Annotated in this window: 15 protein-coding genes and 1 pseudogene; 9 read left to right on the forward strand and 7 right to left on the reverse strand. The window is 62.6% G+C overall.

Features of this window, described 5'->3' with window-relative positions:
* The first annotated feature begins 10 nt into the window (after positions 1-10).
* On the forward strand, positions 11-973 hold the full coding sequence (locus AYR47_RS32985; RefSeq protein WP_237142474.1) for a TonB-dependent siderophore receptor: 963 nt from the start codon (positions 11-13) through the stop codon (positions 971-973).
* A gap of 79 nt (positions 974-1,052) precedes the next feature.
* On the forward strand, positions 1,053-1,520 hold the full coding sequence (locus tag AYR47_RS16985) for an SRPBCC family protein (protein ID WP_061436001.1): 468 nt from the start codon (positions 1,053-1,055) through the stop codon (positions 1,518-1,520).
* A gap of 41 nt (positions 1,521-1,561) precedes the next feature.
* Here the strand turns inward: AYR47_RS16985 and AYR47_RS16990 are convergent, their stop codons facing one another.
* Both AYR47_RS16990 and AYR47_RS16995 read right to left on the reverse strand, forming a co-directional pair.
* Positions 1,562-2,149: a hypothetical protein gene (locus AYR47_RS16990; RefSeq protein WP_061436002.1), complete on the reverse strand. Its 588-nt coding sequence runs from the start codon at positions 2,147-2,149 to the stop codon at positions 1,562-1,564.
* 87 nt (positions 2,150-2,236) lie between these two features.
* Positions 2,237-4,468 (reverse strand): TonB-dependent receptor, encoded by a 2,232-nt coding sequence (locus tag AYR47_RS16995; protein ID WP_061436004.1) that lies wholly within the window; start codon positions 4,466-4,468, stop codon positions 2,237-2,239.
* Between the two features lie 197 nt (positions 4,469-4,665).
* On the opposite strand from AYR47_RS16995, the gene AYR47_RS17000 reads away from it, so the two are divergent.
* From AYR47_RS17000 to AYR47_RS17030, 7 genes are all read left to right on the forward strand, one after another.
* Positions 4,666-7,023, forward strand: coding sequence for a DNA polymerase II (locus AYR47_RS17000; protein ID WP_061436006.1), 2,358 nt, complete (start codon positions 4,666-4,668; stop codon positions 7,021-7,023).
* Between the two features lie 70 nt (positions 7,024-7,093).
* Entirely contained in the window at positions 7,094-7,672 is a 579-nt protein-coding gene (locus AYR47_RS17005; protein ID WP_061436008.1) for a GNAT family N-acetyltransferase, read from the forward strand.
* A 12-nt stretch (positions 7,673-7,684) separates the two neighbouring features.
* Positions 7,685-8,317 (forward strand): glutathione S-transferase, encoded by a 633-nt coding sequence (locus tag AYR47_RS17010; protein WP_061436009.1) that lies wholly within the window; start codon positions 7,685-7,687, stop codon positions 8,315-8,317.
* 164 nt (positions 8,318-8,481) lie between these two features.
* Positions 8,482-9,063 carry a DUF4174 domain-containing protein gene (locus AYR47_RS17015; protein ID WP_061436011.1) on the forward strand — a complete coding sequence of 194 codons (582 nt, stop codon included), beginning with the start codon at positions 8,482-8,484 and terminating at the stop codon, positions 9,061-9,063.
* Positions 9,064-9,175: 112 nt separating this feature from the next.
* Positions 9,176-9,688 carry a sigma-70 family RNA polymerase sigma factor gene (locus tag AYR47_RS17020; protein ID WP_061436013.1) on the forward strand — a complete coding sequence of 171 codons (513 nt, stop codon included), beginning with the start codon at positions 9,176-9,178 and terminating at the stop codon, positions 9,686-9,688.
* The gene (locus AYR47_RS17025) at positions 9,688-10,647 is read left to right on the forward strand and encodes a FecR domain-containing protein (RefSeq protein WP_061436015.1); all 960 of its coding nucleotides are present in this window, start codon (positions 9,688-9,690) and stop codon (positions 10,645-10,647) included. Before AYR47_RS17020 ends, AYR47_RS17025 begins: the two co-directional genes overlap by 1 nt.
* A gap of 139 nt (positions 10,648-10,786) precedes the next feature.
* A complete protein-coding gene (locus AYR47_RS17030) occupies positions 10,787-13,150 on the forward strand; it encodes a TonB-dependent siderophore receptor (protein WP_061436017.1) in 2,364 nt (787 codons plus the stop codon).
* Between the two features lie 21 nt (positions 13,151-13,171).
* On the opposite strand, the gene AYR47_RS17035 is transcribed toward AYR47_RS17030, so the two are convergent.
* From AYR47_RS17035 to AYR47_RS17055, 5 genes and pseudogenes are all read right to left on the reverse strand, one after another.
* Positions 13,172-14,227 carry an acyltransferase family protein gene (locus AYR47_RS17035; protein ID WP_061436018.1) on the reverse strand — a complete coding sequence of 352 codons (1,056 nt, stop codon included), beginning with the start codon at positions 14,225-14,227 and terminating at the stop codon, positions 13,172-13,174.
* Positions 14,228-14,249: 22 nt separating this feature from the next.
* Positions 14,250-15,660: pseudogene (gene murJ / locus AYR47_RS17040) on the reverse strand (murein biosynthesis integral membrane protein MurJ).
* Positions 15,660-17,087: an O-antigen ligase family protein gene (locus AYR47_RS17045; protein WP_061436020.1), complete on the reverse strand. Its 1,428-nt coding sequence runs from the start codon at positions 17,085-17,087 to the stop codon at positions 15,660-15,662. Before AYR47_RS17045 ends, murJ begins: the two are co-directional and overlap by 1 nt.
* Before the next feature lie 2 nt (positions 17,088-17,089).
* Positions 17,090-18,193, reverse strand: coding sequence for a glycosyltransferase family 4 protein (locus tag AYR47_RS17050; RefSeq protein ID WP_033899672.1), 1,104 nt, complete (start codon positions 18,191-18,193; stop codon positions 17,090-17,092).
* Entirely contained in the window at positions 18,184-19,401 is a 1,218-nt protein-coding gene (locus tag AYR47_RS17055; protein ID WP_033899674.1) for a glycosyltransferase family 4 protein, read from the reverse strand. Before AYR47_RS17055 ends, AYR47_RS17050 begins: the two co-directional genes overlap by 10 nt.
* Position 19,402 lies beyond the last annotated feature (1 nt).

Consider the following 19,402-nt stretch of genomic DNA (forward strand, 5'->3'; position numbering starts at 1 on the left):
CTACGGTGATGTGGACAACATCTTCACGTGGGACGGCCGGCAGTATGGACGCCGTTCCTACAATGAAGTTGGGGGGGCCGTTACCACCCTGCAACAGACCGGTGTGTATGGCGCGCTGCGTTTGAAACCGATGGACCCGCTGACCCTCATTCTCGGCACCCGCGTCAGTTGGTGGAAGCAGCTCGATGAGGTGACGGAATATGCTCCTTACTCGCAAAAGACCGACAAGACCAAGAAGACTGGCGTTGTGACGCCCTACGCGGGCATCATCTACGACCTGAACGACACCTATTCGGTCTACGCCAGCTACACCAGCATCTTCCTGCCGCAGACGTTCTACAAAACCGCCAGCGGCGGCTCGCTGGCGCCGTTGGAAGGTGACAACTACGAGATCGGGCTCAAGGGTGAATTCTTCGACGGTGCGTTGAATGCGAGCATCGCCCTGTTCGACATCGAGCAAAAAAACACCGCCGCCGACTCGGGTAACGACGCCAGTGGCAAAACGGTCTACAAGGCCATCGCCGGCACCACCACGCGCGGTGTCGAAACGGAGATTTCCGGTGAAGTGGCCGCCGGTTGGAACGTATTCGGCGGCTACACCTACCGCGAGTCGCACTCCAAGGACGGCGAGCGCGTGCAGGTCAACCAACCGCTCAACCTGTTCAAGCTGGGCACCACTTACCGCCTGCCGGGCGCCCTGAACCGTTTGACCGTGGGCGGCAATGTCACCTGGCAAAGCGAGATGTACGCCACCACCCAGATCAACTACACCGGGCCGTACTACAAGGCGGTCCAAGACCCCTTCGCCGTGGTGGGCCTGTTGGCCAACTACCAAGTGGACGAGCATTTGTCGGTGGGGCTGAACGTCAACAATCTATTCGACAAGAAGTATTACGACGGCATGGGCACGTTCAACTCGGGCTCCTACGGCGAGCCGCGTAACGCGATGGTCAATGCCAAGTGGACGTTCTGAAGTAAGTCGCAACACCAATGCGTGGCTGAAAGGTTGCGCATTGTTCGATGTCGCCTACTGTCAATGGAGGAGGTGACTTATGCACGTATTGGATCGAATCGAACGAAAAGTCCTGCTCAACGCTTCACGTAAACAGGTCTGGGAAGCCCTCACCGATGCCGAGCAATTCGGCCGTTGGTTCGGTATCGCACTCAAGGGTAAAACCTTCGTTGCCGGGCAAAGTATCGAGGCGCCGATCACTTATCCGGGCTACGAACATGTGATCTGGAAGGCCAGGATCGAACGTATCCTGCCGCAAACACTGTTTTCTTTCTGGTGGCATCCCTTCGCGGTAGAGGAGGGTGTCGACTACGACCAGGAAACCCCAACCTTGGTGGAGTTCACGATTGAGGATCGGGCGCCGGGCATTCTGCTGCGGGTGGTCGAATCCGGGTTCGATGCCGTGCCTGAGGCACGACGGCAGAAAGCCTTCAAAATGAATTCCCGTGGTTGGGACGAACAGATGGGCAACATCGAAAACTACCTGAGCCAGGCCCGCCAGGCTTGAGGGTAGCGGGCATCATCAGTGATGCCCGCCTTTCACCGGTCTCAGCCTTCGTGAGCGGTGGTGATCTCCAGGGTGTCGGTGTAAGTCACCACCACACTCTGCCCGACCTTGAGGTCTTTGAGGCCGGCGCGGATTTCCGGTTTCTCAACGTTCAACACCTTCGTCGCACCGGCTGGATTCTCCAGGGTGACCTGGTTTTTCTTCAGGTCGATATGGGTGATCTTCAGCTGCACCTGCACCTGACGGAAGGCCGCGCCGCCTGGGTTGGGGTTGTCGGCGGTGGCGCGGATCACGCCGGCTTTTTCGCTGGCGTCCGGAGCGCTCTTGTCCACGTCGGTGTCCAGCACGGCCGCGACCGAGTGGGTGGTCAACACCTTGACCTGGTCGCCGACCTTGAGGTTGCCCAGGTCCTTGGCGGCATCGGTGAGTTGCACATGCACCTCACGGCCCTCGGCACCCGCAAGCACGACTTGATGCTTGGCGGCATCTACCGCCAGCACTTTGGTGGTGACTTCATCGGCTTCAAGGGATTTGGACAGCGGGATATCGGCGGCATGGGCCACCAGGTTGCCGGCGGACAGTAGAGTGGCCAAGGCGATTGCCTGGCGAAGGGAACGAGATAACTTCATTGTCAGGACTTCCATGTGAGAGGAGCCCTGAGTCTAGTGGTGAGCCGGCGATGCGCAAATCTGCCGGCTCACGTTGTTGCCGTTCTGTTAGAAGTCCACGCTGGCCGACAGCTTGGCGACACGCGGATCGCCTTGGCTCAGGAAACCGCCCTGGGCCGATTCCCAGTACTTTTCGTTGGCGACGTTCTCCACGGTGGCGCCGAGGGTGACATCACGCTGGGCCACCTTGAAGTTGTAGCGCGCGCCGATATCGAAGCGGTTCCATGCGGGCAGGCTCAGGTTGTTCGCGGCGTCGGCGTACTGCCCACCGGTGCGCAACATGCGACCGTTGAGGGTTACACCTTGCAGGCCGGGCACATCCCAATCCACGCCGGCATTGAGCTGGAACGAAGGCACGCCGATGGCGCGGTTACCATCGTTGGCGCCGTTTTGCGTGTCCTTGAGTTCGGTCTTCATCACCGTCACACCGCCCAGCAGACGCAGGCCGCTGACCGGTTCGCCGAAGACGTTCAGTTCCACGCCTTTGTTGATTTGCAGGCCTTCGCGGACATAACGCGCTGTCGTTGCATCGATGACCTGAACGTAACCGGCCCCCGGTTGTTCGATACGGTAAACACCCAGTGTTGCCCCATAGGTGCCCATATCAACCTTGACGCCTGCTTCGATTTGCTTGGAGCGGGCCGGTGCAAAGGGTTGGCCGCCGCCAATCACCGTCCTGCCCCCGGAATTGACCGGCGACGTCGGGCCTTGGGCCAAACCTTCGATGCGGTTGGCATAGAAGGAGACATGCTCCCACGGCTTGAAGACCAGGCCGTAGACCGGCGTGGTGATCGACTCGTCATAGTTCGCCGTGCGGGTGCCGCTCATGTAGTTGTAGCCCTGCACCACGATCTGCTGGCGGCGTGCACCGACCGTCACTAGCAGGCGGTCATCGAAGAACCCCAGCGTGTCGGACACAGCCGTACTGCGCACGAAGGTCTTGGCGGTGATGGTCGGGTCGCTGAAGTCGGTGCCCGGTGTATTGCGTGGGTTGTTCAGGGCCGGTGGCGCACCGGTCACAGGGTTGTAGATATTGGTGAGGGTGCGTGGGCTGGCGAACACATAAGCGTTGCGCGCCTGGGTCCAGATGCCGGCCAAGCCGAAGTTGAGTCGATGGCTCACAGGGCCGGTCTGGAACTTGCCGTTCAGGCCGCCCATGACGCTGCTGTTGTCTTCTTCATGGGCGATGGTCGAACCGCTGGCGGTGGCATTGCCCAGGTTATCGGTCAGGGTCACCGACGAGTAGCGCCCCATTTCGCGGGTGTGCTTGGCGCCTGCCGCCGCATAGGCCGTCCAGTTGTCGTTCAAGTCATACTCTGCGCGCAGCATCCCCAGGGTGTCCTCAAGGTTGGTGCTGCTCCAGCTCGGCGCGTAGTTGGTGTCGGCCGACGGTGCATCCGGGACATGGGTGGCGGTGCCCAGGAAGACCGAGTTACGCCCGCCGTTGATGCGCTGCTTTTGGTACACAAAGTCACTCGACAAGCGCAACGCATCGCCACGGTAGTCCAGGCCGACGGCAAACAGCTTCGAGCGCTGGCTTTCATCATCGATACCGGTATCGCCTTCGCGCTGGGACAGGTTCACCCGTGCGCCAAAACGGTTGTCTTCACCGAAGCGCTGGCCAATATCCAAGTGTTCGCCCACCCGGCCATCACTGCTGATATCGGTGCTGAACCGACGCAACGGCACATCATCGGCACGCTTGGGTTGCAGGTTCACACCACCGCCGATCCCCGAGCCGCCGGGCGTCACGCCGTTGATGAAGGCATTGGGGCCCTTGAACACTTCCACGCGCTCCAGGGCGTCGGTGGAGATGATCTGGCGCGGCAGGATGCCGTACAAGCCGTTGAAGGAAATGTCGTCGCCATTCAGTGGCAGGCCTCGGATCATGAAGGTCTGCGCCTGGTTGGCAAACCCCGACGCCTGGCGCACGGACGAATCATTGAGCAGCACATCGCCGACGGTTTCGGCCTGCTGGTCGCGAATCAGTTTCTCGGTGTAGGAGGCCATGCTGAACGGCACGTCCATGATGTCCTGGTTGCCCAGCACACCCAATTGACCGCCGCGTGCCACTTGGCCACCCGCATATACAGGGGGCAGGGCGCTTGGCGCGGGGGCATCGGCGTTGATGTTGGTGGCGCCCAGTTCCAGCGTGTTGCCTTCCTGGCCGGTGTTCGCATCCTGCGGGGTGGCTGGGGTTGCAGCGTGAGCGCTGAGGCTCAGTGAGCAGCACAGGGCGAGCAGGGTTGGGCGCAATGGCACGGCGAATGGGGCGGGCATGGGCGATCCTGACGGCTAACCGTCATGTGTGAGGAAAAGGGCAACGGCGTTGCGCGTCCTCACTGCGCGGATACGACTCCGGTGCGAATGATAGTAATTATTATTAACGTCACGCAACAAATTTTTACTGACACGGTCTGCGCGCGTGGATGCCGAGTAGAATCACGCCCTGAAAGCGATTCCTGAGGTGCGGTACGGTGGATTTACAGCAGGGTTTTGTCCTGACCCGGCATTGGCGCGATACCCCGGCGGGCACGGAGGTCAGCTTCTGGCTGGCCACCGAACAGGGCCCGAGGTTTGTCCGCCTACCCGTGCAGACCTCGGTGATGTTCATCCCTGAGGCTCATCGCAAGCCGCTGGATTGGCTGCTCAAGGGCGAGCGCGATATCGACTTGCGCCCGTTGCAGCTGTGCGATTTCCATCACCGCCCCGTCCTCGGCCTGTACACCCGCCAGCACCGCCAGGCGATGGACGTGGAAAAACGCCTGCGTGCGGCGGGCGTCGACGTCTACGAAGGCGACGTGCGCCCGCCCGAACGCTACATGATGGAGCGTTTCATCACCGCCCCGGTGTGGTTCGGCGGCACGCCCGACGCCAACGGCGTACTGTGCGACGCACAGATGAAACCCGCGCCCGACTACCGTCCGCCGCTGAAACTGGTGTCCCTCGACATCGAGACCACCGCCCAGGGCGATCTCTATTCCATCGCCCTCGAAGGCTGCGGCGAGCGCCAGGTGTACATGCTTGGCCCGCCGAACAAAACCGACGCCGTGGACTTCAAGCTCGACTATTGCGACACCCGTGCCCAACTGCTCGAACGCCTCAACCAGTGGCTGGCGCTGCACGACCCCGATGCGATCATCGGCTGGAACGTGGTGCAGTTCGACCTGCGCGTGCTGCACGAACATGCCCAGCGCCTCAATGTGCCGCTCATGCTCGGCCGGGGCGAAGAACCGATGGCCTGGCGCGAACACGGCAGCCGCAATCATTACTTTGCCGCCGCAGCGGGGCGCTTGATCATTGATGGCATCGAAGCCCTGCGTTCGGCCACCTGGAGCTTCGAATCCTTCAGCCTGGAGAACGTCGCGCAAACCCTGCTGGGCGAAGGCAAGGACATTTCCACGCCGTACCAGCGCATGGACGAGATCAACCGCATGTTCGCCGAGGACAAGCCCGCCCTGGCGCGCTACAACCTCAAGGACTGCGAGCTGGTCACGCGGATTTTCGAGAAGACCGAACTGCTCAAGTTCCTGCTGGAGCGCGCTAGCGTCACCGGCTTGCCGGCCGACCGCAACGGCGGCTCCGTCGCCGCGTTCACCCATTTGTACATGCCGTTGATGCATCGCCAGGGCTTCGTCGCGCCGAACCTGGGCGACAAACCGCCCCAGGCCAGCCCCGGCGGATTTGTCATGGACTCACGCCCTGGGCTTTACGAATCGGTGTTGGTGCTCGACTACAAAAGCCTCTACCCGTCGATCATCCGCAGTTTCCTGATCGACCCGGTGGGTCTCATCGAAGGCCTCAAGTACCCCGACGACAGTGACTCGGTAGAAGGCTTTCGCGGCGCACGGTTTTCCCGCACCCGGCATTGTCTGCCGTCCATTGTCGAGCGGGTTTCCGAAGGCCGCGAGGAGGCCAAGCGCGAACACAACGCGCCGCTGTCCCAGGCCCTGAAAATCATCATGAACGCCTTCTACGGCGTACTCGGCTCCAGCGGCTGCCGCTTCTTCGATACACGCTTGGCCTCGTCGATCACGATGCGTGGCCACCAGATCATGCGCCAGACCCGCGAACTGGTCGAAGCCCAAGGTTATGAGGTGATCTACGGCGACACCGACTCCACCTTCGTGTGGCTCGGCAGCGCGCATTCCCAGGAGGACGCCAGCCGTATCGGCAGGGCCTTGGTGCAGCACGTCAACGATTGGTGGCGCGAGCACCTGCTCACCGCGTTCGGCCTGCAAAGCGCCCTGGAGTTGCAGTACGAAACCCACTTCACGCGGTTCCTCATGCCGACCATCCGTGGCGCGGAGGAGGGCAGCAAGAAACGCTATGCCGGTCTGGTGGTGCGCAGCGATGGCAGCGAAGACATGGTCTACAAAGGCCTGGAAACCGTGCGCAGCGACTGGTCGCCCCTGGCCCGTCGATTCCAGCAGGAACTCTACCAGCGCATCTTCCATCGCCAGCCCCACCAGGACTACATCCGCGACTACGTACGCCGTACCCTCAGTGGCGAATTCGATGAATTGCTGATCTACCGCAAGCGCCTGCGCCGCCGGCTGGACGACTACGAGCGCAACGTGCCACCCCATGTGCGCGCCGCGCGTCTGGCCGATGAGTACAACGACCGCCTGAACCGCCCGCGCCAGTACCAGCGCGGTGGCTGGATCAGCTACGTGATCAGCGTCAACGGCCCGGAACCGCTGGAAGTGCGGCAAGCGCCCATCGATTACGACCACTACGTCACCCGGCAATTACAGCCGGTGGCGGATGCGATCCTGCCGTTCGTGAATGACGATTTCAGCACCCTGGTGGGCGGTCAGATGGGCCTGTTTTAAAACGCTTGATTCGTCAGGGTGGCAGCCTGCACTCTCTGTCTCTGATGACCACCCAGACGGCGCTGCCACCATGACCCTGATCACTCTGACCGGCACCACGGTCGAACTCCTGCCCCTGCAAAGGGAACACAAGGCTGCCTTGCTCGACGCCGCCGCCGATGGCGAATTGTGGAACCTGAAGGTCACCAACGTACCCGGCCCGGGCACGGTTGATCAGTACATCGACACTGCCCTGGCGGGGCGTGATGCCGGTAGCGTGATCCCGTTCACCTTGGTGCGTCGTGAAGACGGCCAAGTGGTCGGCAGTACGCGGTTCTGGAAGGTCGACCGGGTCAATCGCAAGTTGGAAATCGGCCATACCTGGCTGGCGCTGTCCACGCAGAAAAGCGCGATAAACACCGAAGCCAAGCTGCTGTTGCTGACCTACGCGTTCGAAGTGCTCGACTGCGTGCGCGTGCAATTCACCACCGATGAACTCAACGAAAAGTCCCGCGCCGCGATCCTGCGCCTCGGCGCCGTGCAGGAAGGCATCGTGCGCCACGAACGCATCATGCCCGACGGACGCAAGCGCAACTCGGTGCGCTTCAGCATCATCGATTCGGAATGGCCGCAGGTGAAGGCGAACTTGCAGGCCAAACTGCACCGTTAGGAGGAAAAGCCCATGTACACGCTGTATGGCATCGACGAATCCGGCTCCTGCATGATCGAAATCGCCCTGCAACGCTGTGCAGTGCCGTGGCGACGGGTGGACGCGGCCTCCTGGGCGGAGGGTGAGGGCAGTGATGAACTGGCCCGGATCAACCCGCTCAAGCAGGTGCCCACCCTGGTCACCGCCGATGGCCAGGTGCTGACGGAAAGTGCCGCGATCCTGATCCACCTCGGCCTGGAATACCCCGCTTCGGACCTGCTGGCCGGCAACCGCGCGCAGATCATTCGCGGCCTGGTGTACATCGCGGCCAATTGCTATTCGGCCATCGGCATCATCGACTACCCGCAACGCTGGCTCGGCAACGTCAACGAAACCGTGCAGGCGCAACTGGTGACGGGCACCCGACGTTACCTGCACCAGGCCTGGGTGGTGTTCGCTGATCAATTCGACGAGCAATTGTTTGCGCCCAACGGCGTGCCGAACGCATTGGGCCTCATGGCGGCAGCGGTGTCGCGCTGGGATGAAGCGCGAGAGGCATTGAACGGTCTGGCGCCGAGCTTTGCCCAGAGCCTGGCGCAGGTGGATGCCGACCCCATCGTCGCCCCCGTATTTGCGCGGCATTGGCCCGAATGGAAGGTCTCATGATGTTTCCGAAATCAGTGGAAACAATGACACTTGAGCCTACCAAACCCTTGCGTAGCGGGCGTCCTGTCCTACGCTTTCTTAAAGTGGTGTAGGAATCATCCTTGAATTTGACTGTCGCAGACATGAAACTCAAGAACCCTGCATGGAATACAAAGGAGGTGCGCATGCTCATCCGGTCGCTGACCCTGGCTACCTTGATGGCTTTTACGGGGCCGCTGTTGGCTGCTGATGATATCAACCCGCTCAAGCAAGACTTGGGCAAGGCCCGGCCGCTGGTGGTGGTGGAGCTTGATTCCGGCAACAACACCTTGGCGACCCTCAAGAAACAGTTGGACGAGCCTGCAACCAAGCAGTCCTTTGAAGAACGCAACATGGTGTTCTACACCGTGAAGTTCGGCAGTATCGGCGCCGAAGGCGAGAAGTTCGCCAAGGACCCCAAGGACAATAAAAAGCTCACGCCTCCGGAAACGAATGCACTGATCCGTGCCCTCAAGCTGGGTGCCGGCAGTGGCACCAAAGTGATCCTGGTGGGCAAGGACGGCGAGAAGAAAGTCGAGAAAACCGTACCGCCGGATACCCTCGACCTGAAGGAATTCTTCAGCGCCATCGACCAGATGCCGATGGCCGAGAAAGAAACCGCCGCTCCCGCCGAGCCTGAACCGGCAGCCACTGCTCCGGCGGCGAAACCCGGCGCCAAGGCCGGCAAACCCGCCAAGCACGCAGCCCCGCAACCGCTGGACGATTGACCCCCGCCAGGAGCCGGCCAGCCGGCTCCTGCAGCAGAAACTTGCAGCATCGACGCAACGAAGAATATGATAACCGTTATCATTTACGCCTCATTCTTCGCGCGCGCCTTCCATGTCTTCGACTCCTGCGGTAAGCCCCACTGATCTGGCCACCCTGTACCGCCAACAACATCGCTGGTTGCAGCAATGGCTGTGGCGTCGCTTGAACTGCCCCCAGAGTGCCGCCGATCTGGCTCAGGACACCTTTCTGCGGCTGCTTGCAAAAAACCAGCCGGTTGAAATTCTGGCGCCGCGCAGTTTCCTGGCGAAGGTGGCGCAGAGTGTGCTGTCCAATCATTTCCGTCGGCAAAAGCTGGAAAAAGCCTACCTGCAAGCCCTGGCCCTGTTGCCGGAAGAGTCTGTGCCCAGCGCCGAAACCCATTGGATTCTGCTGGAAACCCTGATGGCCCTCGATGAAGTGCTCAGCCGCCTGGCCTTGCCGGTGCGCCAAGCATTCCTGTGGTCGCAGCTTGATGGTCTCAGTCACGGCGAGATTGCCGAGCGCCTCGGCGCCAGCGTTACCACGGTCAAGCGCTACATCGTCAAGGCGGGTGCGCAGTGCATCCTGCTGGACAGCCAACGTTGATGAATCCATCGCCGTTATCCCTCGAAGCCGCCGAGCAGGCGATGCACTGGCAACTGGAATTACAGGCGCCGGACGTCACTGAACAGACCCGCGCCGATTGGCAGCGCTGGCGCGAGCAGGACCCGGCCCATGAACTGGCCTGGCAGCATTCACAGCGGTTTCTCCAACGCATGCAAGACGTGCGCGCGCCGGCTTATCAGGCCTTGGCTCGCGCAACGTTGCTGCCGGCAATGTCCCGTCGTCGAGTGATCAAGCACCTTGCCGTGCTGCTGGCGGCGGGCACTACTGCCTGGAGCGTCAAGGACACGGCGTTGGTGCAGCACTGGACCAGCGACTACAGCACCACCGTCGGCGAGCAGTGGCGCATCGGCCTGGCGGATAACACCCAGGTGCAGCTCAACACCGACACCGCCATCGATGTGAAATACACCGCGCACGCACGGAAAATCCAGGTGCTGCGCGGTGAAATCCTGGTGGACCCCAACCTCACCGACGCCCGTCCGCTGTGGGTGCAGACCGCCGAGGGCCTGACCCGTGCCGTCAGCGGTCGCTTCAGCGTGCGCCAGCGTGATGGCTTTACGCAGTTGGGGGCCGACCAGGGCGCACTGTCGGTGCAGATCCCGTCACGCAGCCTGGTGCTGCAAGCGAATGAGCTGGTCAGCTTTGATGCCCACACCTTGCTCGCCCGTCGTCCGCAACGGAATGGCGAGCTGGCCTGGAGCCGGGGCATGATCGTCGCCGAAGGCATGCGGTTGGAGGACTTCCTCGACGAGTTGAGCCGCTACCGGCGCGGGCGCCTGACCTGTGACCCGGCCGTGCGAGGCTTGCGTGTGTCCGGCACTTATCCGCTGTCCGACACCGACCGCATCCTTGCAGCGTTGGGGCAGACCTTGAAGCTGGACGTGCAGCATTTCACACGCTTCTGGGTCACCCTCAACCCCCGCCTGAACCGGGTTTGAATTTAGTTCGCGCCAGGGTGGTCCGTTTGCGTTTCTCACGAGACTTATATCCCCAGACACTACCTTCACTGGGGAATTGGGCATGCAGCCACGTACACCACATCGCAGAACGTTGAAAACCTCTCTGGCCCTGGCCGTCATGCAAGGCATCGCCAGCGTGACGGTCGCCACGCCATTGTTGCTGGCGTCGACCTGGGTTCAAGCGGCACCGGACCTGGATTTCGATATTGCGGCCGGCTCGTTGGCCGGGGCGCTCAATCAGTTCGGTCAGGCCAGCCAGATCCTGTTGTCGTACCCGGCGGCGCTCACGGTAGGCAAGACCAGCCCCGGCCTGCAAGGCCGGCATGACCTGGACACTGGCCTGGCGATCCTGCTCAGCACCAGCGATCTGCAAGCGGTGCATGGCAGCGCAAACCACTATTCACTGGAGCCACGCCCGGCGGGTGGCGCGCTGCAACTGGGCACCGTATCGATCTCGGGCAAGGCACCGGGCTCGACCACCGAAGGCACCGGTTCCTATACCACGCAGTCTTCCAGCAGCTCGACGCGCCTGAATCTGACGCCTCGGGAAACCCCGCAGTCGCTCACCGTAATGACCCGCCAGCGCCTTGATGATCAGCGCCTCACCAACCTCAGTGACACCCTCGATGCCACTCCCGGCATCATTGTGTTGCGCGATGGCCTGGGCTCGGAGAGTGACGGTTATTTCTCGCGTGGCTTCCAGATCCAGAACTTCGAAATCGATGGTGTGCCCACCGCCACGCGCATGGACAATTACACCCAAAGCATGGCCATGTACGACCGCGTCGAGATCGTGCGCGGCGCCACTGGCCTGATCAGCGGCATGGGCAATCCGGCGGCCACCATCAACCTGATCCGCAAACGCCCGACGGCCGAGGCTCGCGCCAGCGTCACGGCTGAAGGGGGTACCTGGGACCGTTATGGCACGGGCCTGGACGTCTCCGGCCCGCTGACCGAAACCGGCAATGTGCGCGGCCGGCTGGTCGCGGACTACAAGACCGAACACGCCTGGATCGACCGCTACAAGCAGGAAACCCAACTGCTCTATGGCATCACCGAATTCGACCTGAGCGAAGCCACGCTGCTGACCCTGGGCTTCAGCTACCTGCGCACCGACGTCGATTCGCCAGCACGTTCCGGTTTGCCCACACGGTTTACCGACGGTTCGCGCACTAACCTTAAACGTTCGCTGAACACCGCTCCGGCCTGGTCCTACAACGATCATGAGCAGACCAGCTTCTTCACGTCTATCGAACATAAGTTCGACAGCGGCTGGAGCGCCAAGGCCGAATTCACCCACACCGAAAACCAGTTCGACGAAGTCTTCAACTACGTCAACGGGTCCCTCAACCCGGATGGCAGCGGCACCACCCAATTACCGGTGCGTTTCTCCGGTACACCGCGCCAGGACAACCTCGACCTTTACGCCACCGGCCCCTTCGACCTGCTCGGCCGTGAGCACGAGCTGATCGCGGGTGTCACCTTGTCAAAATACAAGGAAAGCGTGCCGAGTTACGGCGGATGGCATTACGACTATTCCAGCTCGCCTGCCGGTGCCATCGACAACCTGCTCAACTGGGACGGCCAGTCAGCCAAGCCCGTGTTTAATGTCACCGGTAAATCCTCGGTGGATGAGAGCCAATACGCCGCCTACCTGAGCACACGGCTGCGGGTCACCGATGACCTGAGCGTGATCCTCGGCAGCCGCGTGATCGACTGGAAGCGCGAAACCGAAGACCGCCCTTACGGCGGCTCGGCGACACGCTCCGACGAATCGGAAACCGGCGTCTATATTCCTTACGCTGGCGTGGTGTATGACCTCACCGACAATTGGTCGGCCTATGCCAGCTACACCAAAATCTTCAACCCTCAGGCCAGTTGGGTACGCGACATCAATAACAAGGCGCTGCCGCCGATGGAGGGCAAAGGGTATGAAGTCGGCCTCAAAGGCAGCTTCTTCGACGAGAAGCTGAACACCAGCCTGGCATTGTTCAAGCTGGAGCAGGACAACCTGGCCATCTGGATCGACACCCCGGGCGGCAACACCTATCGCAACGAGCAGGGCACCACCACCGAAGGCGTGGAGCTGGAACTCAACGGCGAACTCGCTGACGGCTGGCAGGCCTCCGCCGGCTATGCCTATGCGGTCAGCACCGATGCCGACGACAAACGCATCGTCACCACCTTGCCGCGCCAGAGCCTGAAAACCTTTACCTCCTTCCGTTTGCCTGGCGCGTTCAACAAACTGACCGTGGGCGGCGGGGTGAACTGGCAGAGCAAGGTCGGGGAAGACCTGCACACCTTCAGCCAGGGCAGCTACGCCATCACTCACCTGCTGGTGCGCTACGACGTGACACCCAAACTGAGCGCCTCGCTGAACCTCAACAACCTGTTCGACCGTGAATACCTGAGCTACGCCGGCAACCACGGCATGTACGGGCCGCCGCGTAACCTGATGACCAGCGTCAAATACGACTTCTGACGTAGCGATTGAACGGCGCCCTCAAGGCGCCGTTTTTGCGACAGGCGTCTTGCGCACCGGAAACGGAAAGTAGAAAAAACGCAAAAACGCCACCCGCTTGATCACTTCCCCGATCAACAAAGGCACCACCACGGCCACCCCAAAACCCACGCAGGCCGCGACAAGCGCGTGCAGCCCCAGGCGCTCCAGCAGGTCAACGGTCTTATGCTGGATCTCGCCGTGGAAGATCAGCAGGATCAAGGTGTTCTGGCCAATGTAGGTCATCGCCCGTGTGATGACGGTCGATACCATCAGTACCCGCGCCAGCGACCAGCACGCATACACGCCGAGCACCGCGAGCAGGCTGGTCCACAGCCAGTGGTCGTAGCGGCGCTGCGCCAGGTCCATGGTGGCGTGGCTGTAGAGGAACACGGCGGCGAACAACGCCACCGACATCAGCAGCCCCAGCCACGATCCCTCATGTCGACGCAGCCAGTCGCGCAGCAGGTAGCCGCAGATGAAGTAGGTGCTGCTGATCAGGGTGATTTCCAGGCCGAAGGGCAGGCCGGGCAACGTCCAGGTCTGCCCGCCGACGCTCACCGGGATTTGCCAGAACCACGGCAGTACCCAGATGCCGATCAACAGCTGTACCGCCATCAGCAGGCAGCTCAGCGGCAGTGACAGCTTCAGGCGCTGGATCAGCCGCAGCATCACCCAGCTGAACAGGATCGCCACCCAGAAGTGCGGCAGAAACCACAGCGCCTGCCACGGGATGGTATCCACCGAGGCATACAGCACGCCGCCGATGTCCGGCAGCAGCGGTTGGCCGCGCAGCACGTCGCGGACGATTACATACACCAGCATGGTGAAGAAAAACGGCTTGAGCAGGCCATCGGCCTTGCGCACGGCCATCTCCACAAACGGCTGCTCGGGCTTGAAAAAAACGCCGGAGAGGAAAAAGAACAACGGCAAGATGAACGAGGCGATGATCGGGTACTGCAGCTCCAGCGAGTTCGCCACGAACCAACTGTGACCGTACACGATCATCAGGATGCCGATGCCCTTGGCAATGTCCATTTGAATCCAACGATGTTTCATCCGCCTATCCCCGATCGATCATTCATGCCTTGCGCCACGGCTTGAGCCACAGCCCCATCCCCAGCAACACCACGGCGCCGGCCAGGGTGCTCAGCCCCAGTTGCAGCCACACGCCTTCAATCCGAAACAGCGCCAACGCCGCGACGCCCATCAGCACGGCACTGAGCAGCCAGCTCCGCGCCCAGGGCAGGGCGCCGAGCAAGGCCTGGCGTTGCATCAGCAGCAGCGCGGTGCAGATCACCCCGGCCAATGCCGCCAAAGGAATCCCCGCCAGGCCGAACACAAACGGCAGCACGCCGAGCAGCAATACGTTGACCAGGCTGCCGAGCAATTCGCAGCGCAGTGGCTGGCGCGTGTCCCCGGCCGCGTAGGCATACCGCGCGAGCAAAGCGTTCCAGGCGCCGAATACCAACGGCACGGCAAACCAGGCCAGCAGCAGCGGCAACGGCGAGTCCAGCGATTGCTTGGGCAGCAGCAACGCCACCAGGCTCGGGGCGGCCGCCACCAGGCCGACGCCGGCGGGCAGGGTCAGTACGCTGGCGGTTTCCAGGCCGCGCTTGAGCAGGGCCAGGCGTTCATCGCCCTGACGGCGGCTCATCATGCCCAGCAGCACTTGGTTGAGGCTCATCAGCGCAATCAGCGGCAGGTTCATCAGCTTGCGCGCCAGGTTGACCCAGGTCACTGCGCCTTCACCCAGCAGCGACGCCACCAGCCGTTCGATCAGGGCCAGGCCCTGGCTGGCGCCGTTGCTCAACAACAATGGACCGATGCGCTGGCCCAACTCCCGCAGTGGCGCCCACGAAAACTGCCAGCGCCACGGCCGCCAGCCCTGGTGCCACATCGATGGCAGCAGCGCCAACGGCATCAACAGGCTGCCGGGCCAGGCAGGCCAGGGCCAGCGAGTGCGGTTGGGTCGCGGTGCCAGCGAGGGCCAGGTAAGTTACCGGCGGCAGGTTGAACAACAACGAACCCAGGCCGGCCAGCACAAACCGTTCGCTGGCCTGCAACGGGATGCTGAACAGCGCGTGCAGCATCAGCCCCGGCATGCACCAGGCCACGATCTGCAAGTTGCTGCTGGCGAGCGACGTAGCACTCGCCGCCAAGCCCGGGCCGAGCAGTTGCACCAGCCACGGCGCCAACAGCGTCAGCAACAGGCTGGTGACCAGCGCGATCAGCAACAGCGCCGGGAACAACACGGCCAGCCAGCCCAGTCGCTCGTGGTCCTTGCGCGCCAGGTACAGCGGCAGCGCGGCCGCACTCAGCACGCCGCCGGCGAGTGACATGCGCAGCGCTTCCGGCAAAAACAGCGCAATCAGGAACGCATCACTGCGCTCGCCCGCGCCCCAGGCCGCCACCAGCAACCATTCGCGGGCAAAGCCCAGGCACAGGCCCAGCAGTGTCGCCAGCGTCAGCCAGACGGCGGAGCCCAGCATCAGGGCTTCGCGCCATCAAGCACGGGTTTGCGAAAGACCACCGGTTTCACCTGCGGCAGGCGTGCCGGAAATAGCCGGCGTGCCTCCAGTACGTTGATGCCGACCATCAGCCAGAACAGCGCGACCATCACCACGGCGAAGCTGAAGTAGTGGTCGAACAGGCCGCTGACCAGCGCCGAGAGAATCCCGGCCGTGGTGCCCAGCCACAGCGCATTGTCCTTGGTCAGACGGATCGGGCCGTTTTCCGGGCGCGCTTCACGCCACCAGCGCACGGTCACTGCGATAAAGAACAGCATGCCGATGATGCCGGTTTTGTAGATGTAGTTCAGCCACAGGTTGGAGATGCCCAGCAAGTGGGTGTCAGGCACCGGTGGGTCGACCTTGAAGCCGATGCCGAACGGGTACGACGCCACCGCCTGCGGGAACATGCGGTATTCGTCGAAACGTACTTCGGTACTGGCGTTGCTCGAAGAGAAGATCGTCGCCAAGCGTTCCTGCAACGGTGGGTAGGCCATCACCAGCACGACGGTCAACACCGCGCCGATCATCAGCAGACGCCCGGTGTAGGGCACCCGGCGCGTGGCCATCCATAGCAGCACCAACGCCAGGCTGACCATCGCCCCCCGGCTACTCGCCAGCAGCAAGGCCGCCGCGCCCAGGCACGCCACGCCCAGGCCCAATGCACGTTTCCAGCCTTGTTCGGTCATGCCGAAACAGAAGGCCAGGGGCAGCAACAGCGCCATGATCCCGCCGATGGCATTCGGGTGCATCCACGGCGAGCCCATGCGCGAAGCCATAGCCTCCAGGCCGAATTTCAGCATGTCGAAGTTGCCGTAGTTGAACAGCGCCAGCACCGGCGCGATGCCGGCCCCGGAGCGCGTGCGCACGAACACCGCGATCGACAGCACCAGCATCGCCAGGCTGCCCAGCAGCAGGGCGATCACCAGGGACTCGCGGTGCTTGTGGTCCACCAGCAACTTGGCGCAGAGGAACACCCCCGACAAGTTCAGCAACCAACGCAACCAGTTGGCCACGCCGCTGCTGTCGGCGTGGATGGTGACCTGGCCGACAATAAAGGGAAACACACTGAACAGCATCAGCCACAACAGCATCTGGTCGGTCGGGCGCCGGGTGAGGCTCGGCGTATCCGGCAGGCGCACCAGGAAGCTGTTCCACAGTACGGCGCCCCAGGTCATCGCCAAAATGGCTTCGCTGACGGTACTGCGAATGCCCAGGTTGATCGTGGAATACGGCATGAACGTCGCCACCAGGGCAAAGAGCAGGAGGCCCCAGAATGGAAAGCGCAGGATGGTCACCGCCCCGGCCAGGCCGATCACGGCGAGGAACGCCTTGGCCGGCGACAACAACAGGGCAACGGCGCCAAACAACAGGCCGAAGAGGATGGCGACGAGGCTGGGCAGGGTCATTCTCACTTCAGTTCCTCGATCAATTCGGCCAGGCGTCGGCGATAGGCGTGATGGTTGAAGCGTTGCGCCCATTGCCGGTGTTGCTCGGGGGATGCTTCTTCAGTGCGTTCGCCGAGGCTGAGCATCAGTTGCGTCAACGCCGGGCCGTCGGTGGGCGAAAAACGCGGCGCCGAGGGCGGCGTGATTTCATCCAGCGAGGTGCCGCTGGCCACCGCCACCGGGGTGCCGACGCTCAAGGCTTCGATCACCGGCAGGCCAAAACCTTCGGCATAGGAAGGCTGCCACAGGCGCGAGGCGTGGCGGTACAGCGCGTGCAATTCGGCGTCCGACACGCCACTGAGTGCGCGTATCCCCGGCAGGGTACGCTGGGCCTCGGGCAAATGCTCAAGACTGCCCACCAGCACCAACTCCGGCACGGCGGGGGATTGCTGTCGTGCCCGCTGCCAGGCGTCGACCAGGAACGGCACGTTCTTGCGCAGCTCACGCGTGCCCACCAGCAACCAAAAGCGCTCGGGCAATTGGCGAGCGCTGAGGTCCGCCGCCAGGTCGGTAAAGCCATCGACCTGGTTGGGCAGTACGCGAATCTTGCCGGCCGCCTTGGGAAACAACCGCGCGGTTTCATCGGCGCTGTATTGCGACGGCGTCCACACCCGGTCGGCGCTGTGCACCGCGTAGGCAATCGACAGGCGATCGCTGGTCTTGTAGATCAGCGCCTTCAGGCGGTTGGCGTGGTAGTTGTTCAGCGTGATCTGAAACAGGTCATGCAACAGCACCACCGTGCGCAGCCCCTTCGGCTTGGGCGGCAAAGGCAGGCCCATGTTGAAGGTGCTGATGTACAGGTCGATCTGCTGTTCACGCAACGCACGCGGCAGAAAACCGGCCTCGAACCGCAGGCGATTCTGCGGCTGGTGCATCGCGGTCTTGGCGCAGCCCCAGGCCGGGCAATGGGCCTGCAAACGGGTTTCATCGCCCAGAGGCGCCACGGTAAACCGCTCAAGCTCGATGCCTGGCAGACCGTGCAGGGCGCTTTCCAGCGCGTACACCTGGCGGCTGATGCCCGATTGCGGCGAGGTGCCGACGGTGCGGTAATCCAGGCCTACACGCATGCGGGCTCCTTGTGAGTCAGGGGCGACAGGCTGGCGTACACCTTTTCCAACTGGCTGGCGGCGACGCCCCAGTCATGGGCGCGGCGCACATAGGCCCGGCCGGCTTCGCCCATGGGCGCGGCGGCGTCGGGAAATTGCAGCAGGCGCACCACGGCGTCGGCCAGGCTTGCGGCGGTCTGCCCGCCGAGGTAATCCAGGCCTTCGACCAGGTCCAACCCCGACACGCCTTGCTCGGTACTCGCCAACGGCAAGCCAGCGGCCAGGGCTTCCAGCACCTTGAGCTTGGAACCGCCGCCGTGACGCAACGGCGCCAGAAACACCGAACAGCTCGACTGCAATTTCAGCAGGTTGGGCACAAAACCCTGCCATTCAATGCGCGGATCCGGCCAGCGTTCACGCCAGCTTTCGGGCATGCCGAAGCCACACACACTCATGCGCGCGTCCGGGCAACGCGCCCAGACCTTGGGCAGGATTTCATCCAGGGCCCACTCGATGGCATCCACGTTGGGCGCGTATTCGTAGTTGCCAAGGAACAGCACGCGGCGAGTCGACGGGTCGGGACGCGCGGCTGCGAAGTGATCGCAATCCACGCCATTGACCACCACCGACACCGGTTTGCCGGCGATTTTTTCCAGGGTCTGGGCGTCGCTGTCGGTCACCGCCACCACCTGCGTGGCCTGGCGCATCACCCTGCGTTCCCAGCGGGTATAGCGCCATTGATCGTAGCGAATGAACGGCAGCGCCCAGCCTGGCAGGCGGTCATAGGTGGCCGCGCCGAGCGCGGACTCGACATTGTGTTCGGTCAGCACGAACGGCTGGGATTTACGCGCCAGCGCATCTTCATACGGTTGAAAGGTGTACGTGTGCTCGATCTGCACCACATCCCAGTGTTCGTTGAGCAGTTGGTTGAAGCGGTCCTGCAACGCGCCCGATAAGCCATTCACGCTGGCCAGCAGCGGGTAGGGCGCGAACAGCCCGGCGATCAGGGTCTTCACGCTGCGCAACGGGCGGCGCGGCAGGATGATCAGTTGCTCGAGAAAGGCCTCCAGCACCTGGCGGTCGGTGAGCGACACCGGGTGTTTGTCATGCAGCAGCAAGGTGATCCGATGCCCACGTGCGGCCAGGCTGCGCAGCAGGTGGAACTGGCGCGTCTTGCCACCGCTGGTGGCGGGCCAGGGCGAGTAGGGCAGGATCCATAAAATGCGCATG

The sequence above is a fragment of the Pseudomonas azotoformans genome (assembly GCF_001579805.1).
In the GTDB taxonomy this organism is placed as follows: domain Bacteria; phylum Pseudomonadota; class Gammaproteobacteria; order Pseudomonadales; family Pseudomonadaceae; genus Aquipseudomonas; species Aquipseudomonas azotoformans_A.

What these genes read in the sequence shown, in the direction of transcription:
- AYR47_RS16985 (WP_061436001.1), top strand. Translation starts at nt 1,053, where the DNA reads ATGCACGTATTGGATCGAATCGAACGAAAAGTCCTGCTCAACGCTTCA.
- AYR47_RS16990 (WP_061436002.1), bottom strand. Translation starts at nt 2,149, where the DNA reads ATGAAGTTATCTCGTTCCCTTCGCCAGGCAATCGCCTTGGCCACTCTA.
- AYR47_RS16995 (WP_061436004.1), bottom strand. Translation starts at nt 4,468, where the DNA reads ATGCCCGCCCCATTCGCCGTGCCATTGCGCCCAACCCTGCTCGCCCTG.
- AYR47_RS17005 (WP_061436008.1), top strand. Translation starts at nt 7,094, where the DNA reads ATGACCCTGATCACTCTGACCGGCACCACGGTCGAACTCCTGCCCCTG.
- AYR47_RS17010 (WP_061436009.1), top strand. Translation starts at nt 7,685, where the DNA reads ATGTACACGCTGTATGGCATCGACGAATCCGGCTCCTGCATGATCGAA.
- AYR47_RS17015 (WP_061436011.1), top strand. Translation starts at nt 8,482, where the DNA reads ATGCTCATCCGGTCGCTGACCCTGGCTACCTTGATGGCTTTTACGGGG.
- AYR47_RS17020 (WP_061436013.1), top strand. Translation starts at nt 9,176, where the DNA reads ATGTCTTCGACTCCTGCGGTAAGCCCCACTGATCTGGCCACCCTGTAC.
- AYR47_RS17025 (WP_061436015.1), top strand. Translation starts at nt 9,688, where the DNA reads ATGAATCCATCGCCGTTATCCCTCGAAGCCGCCGAGCAGGCGATGCAC.
- AYR47_RS17030 (WP_061436017.1), top strand. Translation starts at nt 10,787, where the DNA reads ATGCAAGGCATCGCCAGCGTGACGGTCGCCACGCCATTGTTGCTGGCG.
- AYR47_RS17035 (WP_061436018.1), bottom strand. Translation starts at nt 14,227, where the DNA reads ATGAAACATCGTTGGATTCAAATGGACATTGCCAAGGGCATCGGCATC.
- AYR47_RS17045 (WP_061436020.1), bottom strand. Translation starts at nt 17,087, where the DNA reads ATGACCCTGCCCAGCCTCGTCGCCATCCTCTTCGGCCTGTTGTTTGGC.
- AYR47_RS17050 (WP_033899672.1), bottom strand. Translation starts at nt 18,193, where the DNA reads ATGCGTGTAGGCCTGGATTACCGCACCGTCGGCACCTCGCCGCAATCG.
- AYR47_RS17055 (WP_033899674.1), bottom strand. Translation starts at nt 19,401, where the DNA reads ATGCGCATTTTATGGATCCTGCCCTACTCGCCCTGGCCCGCCACCAGC.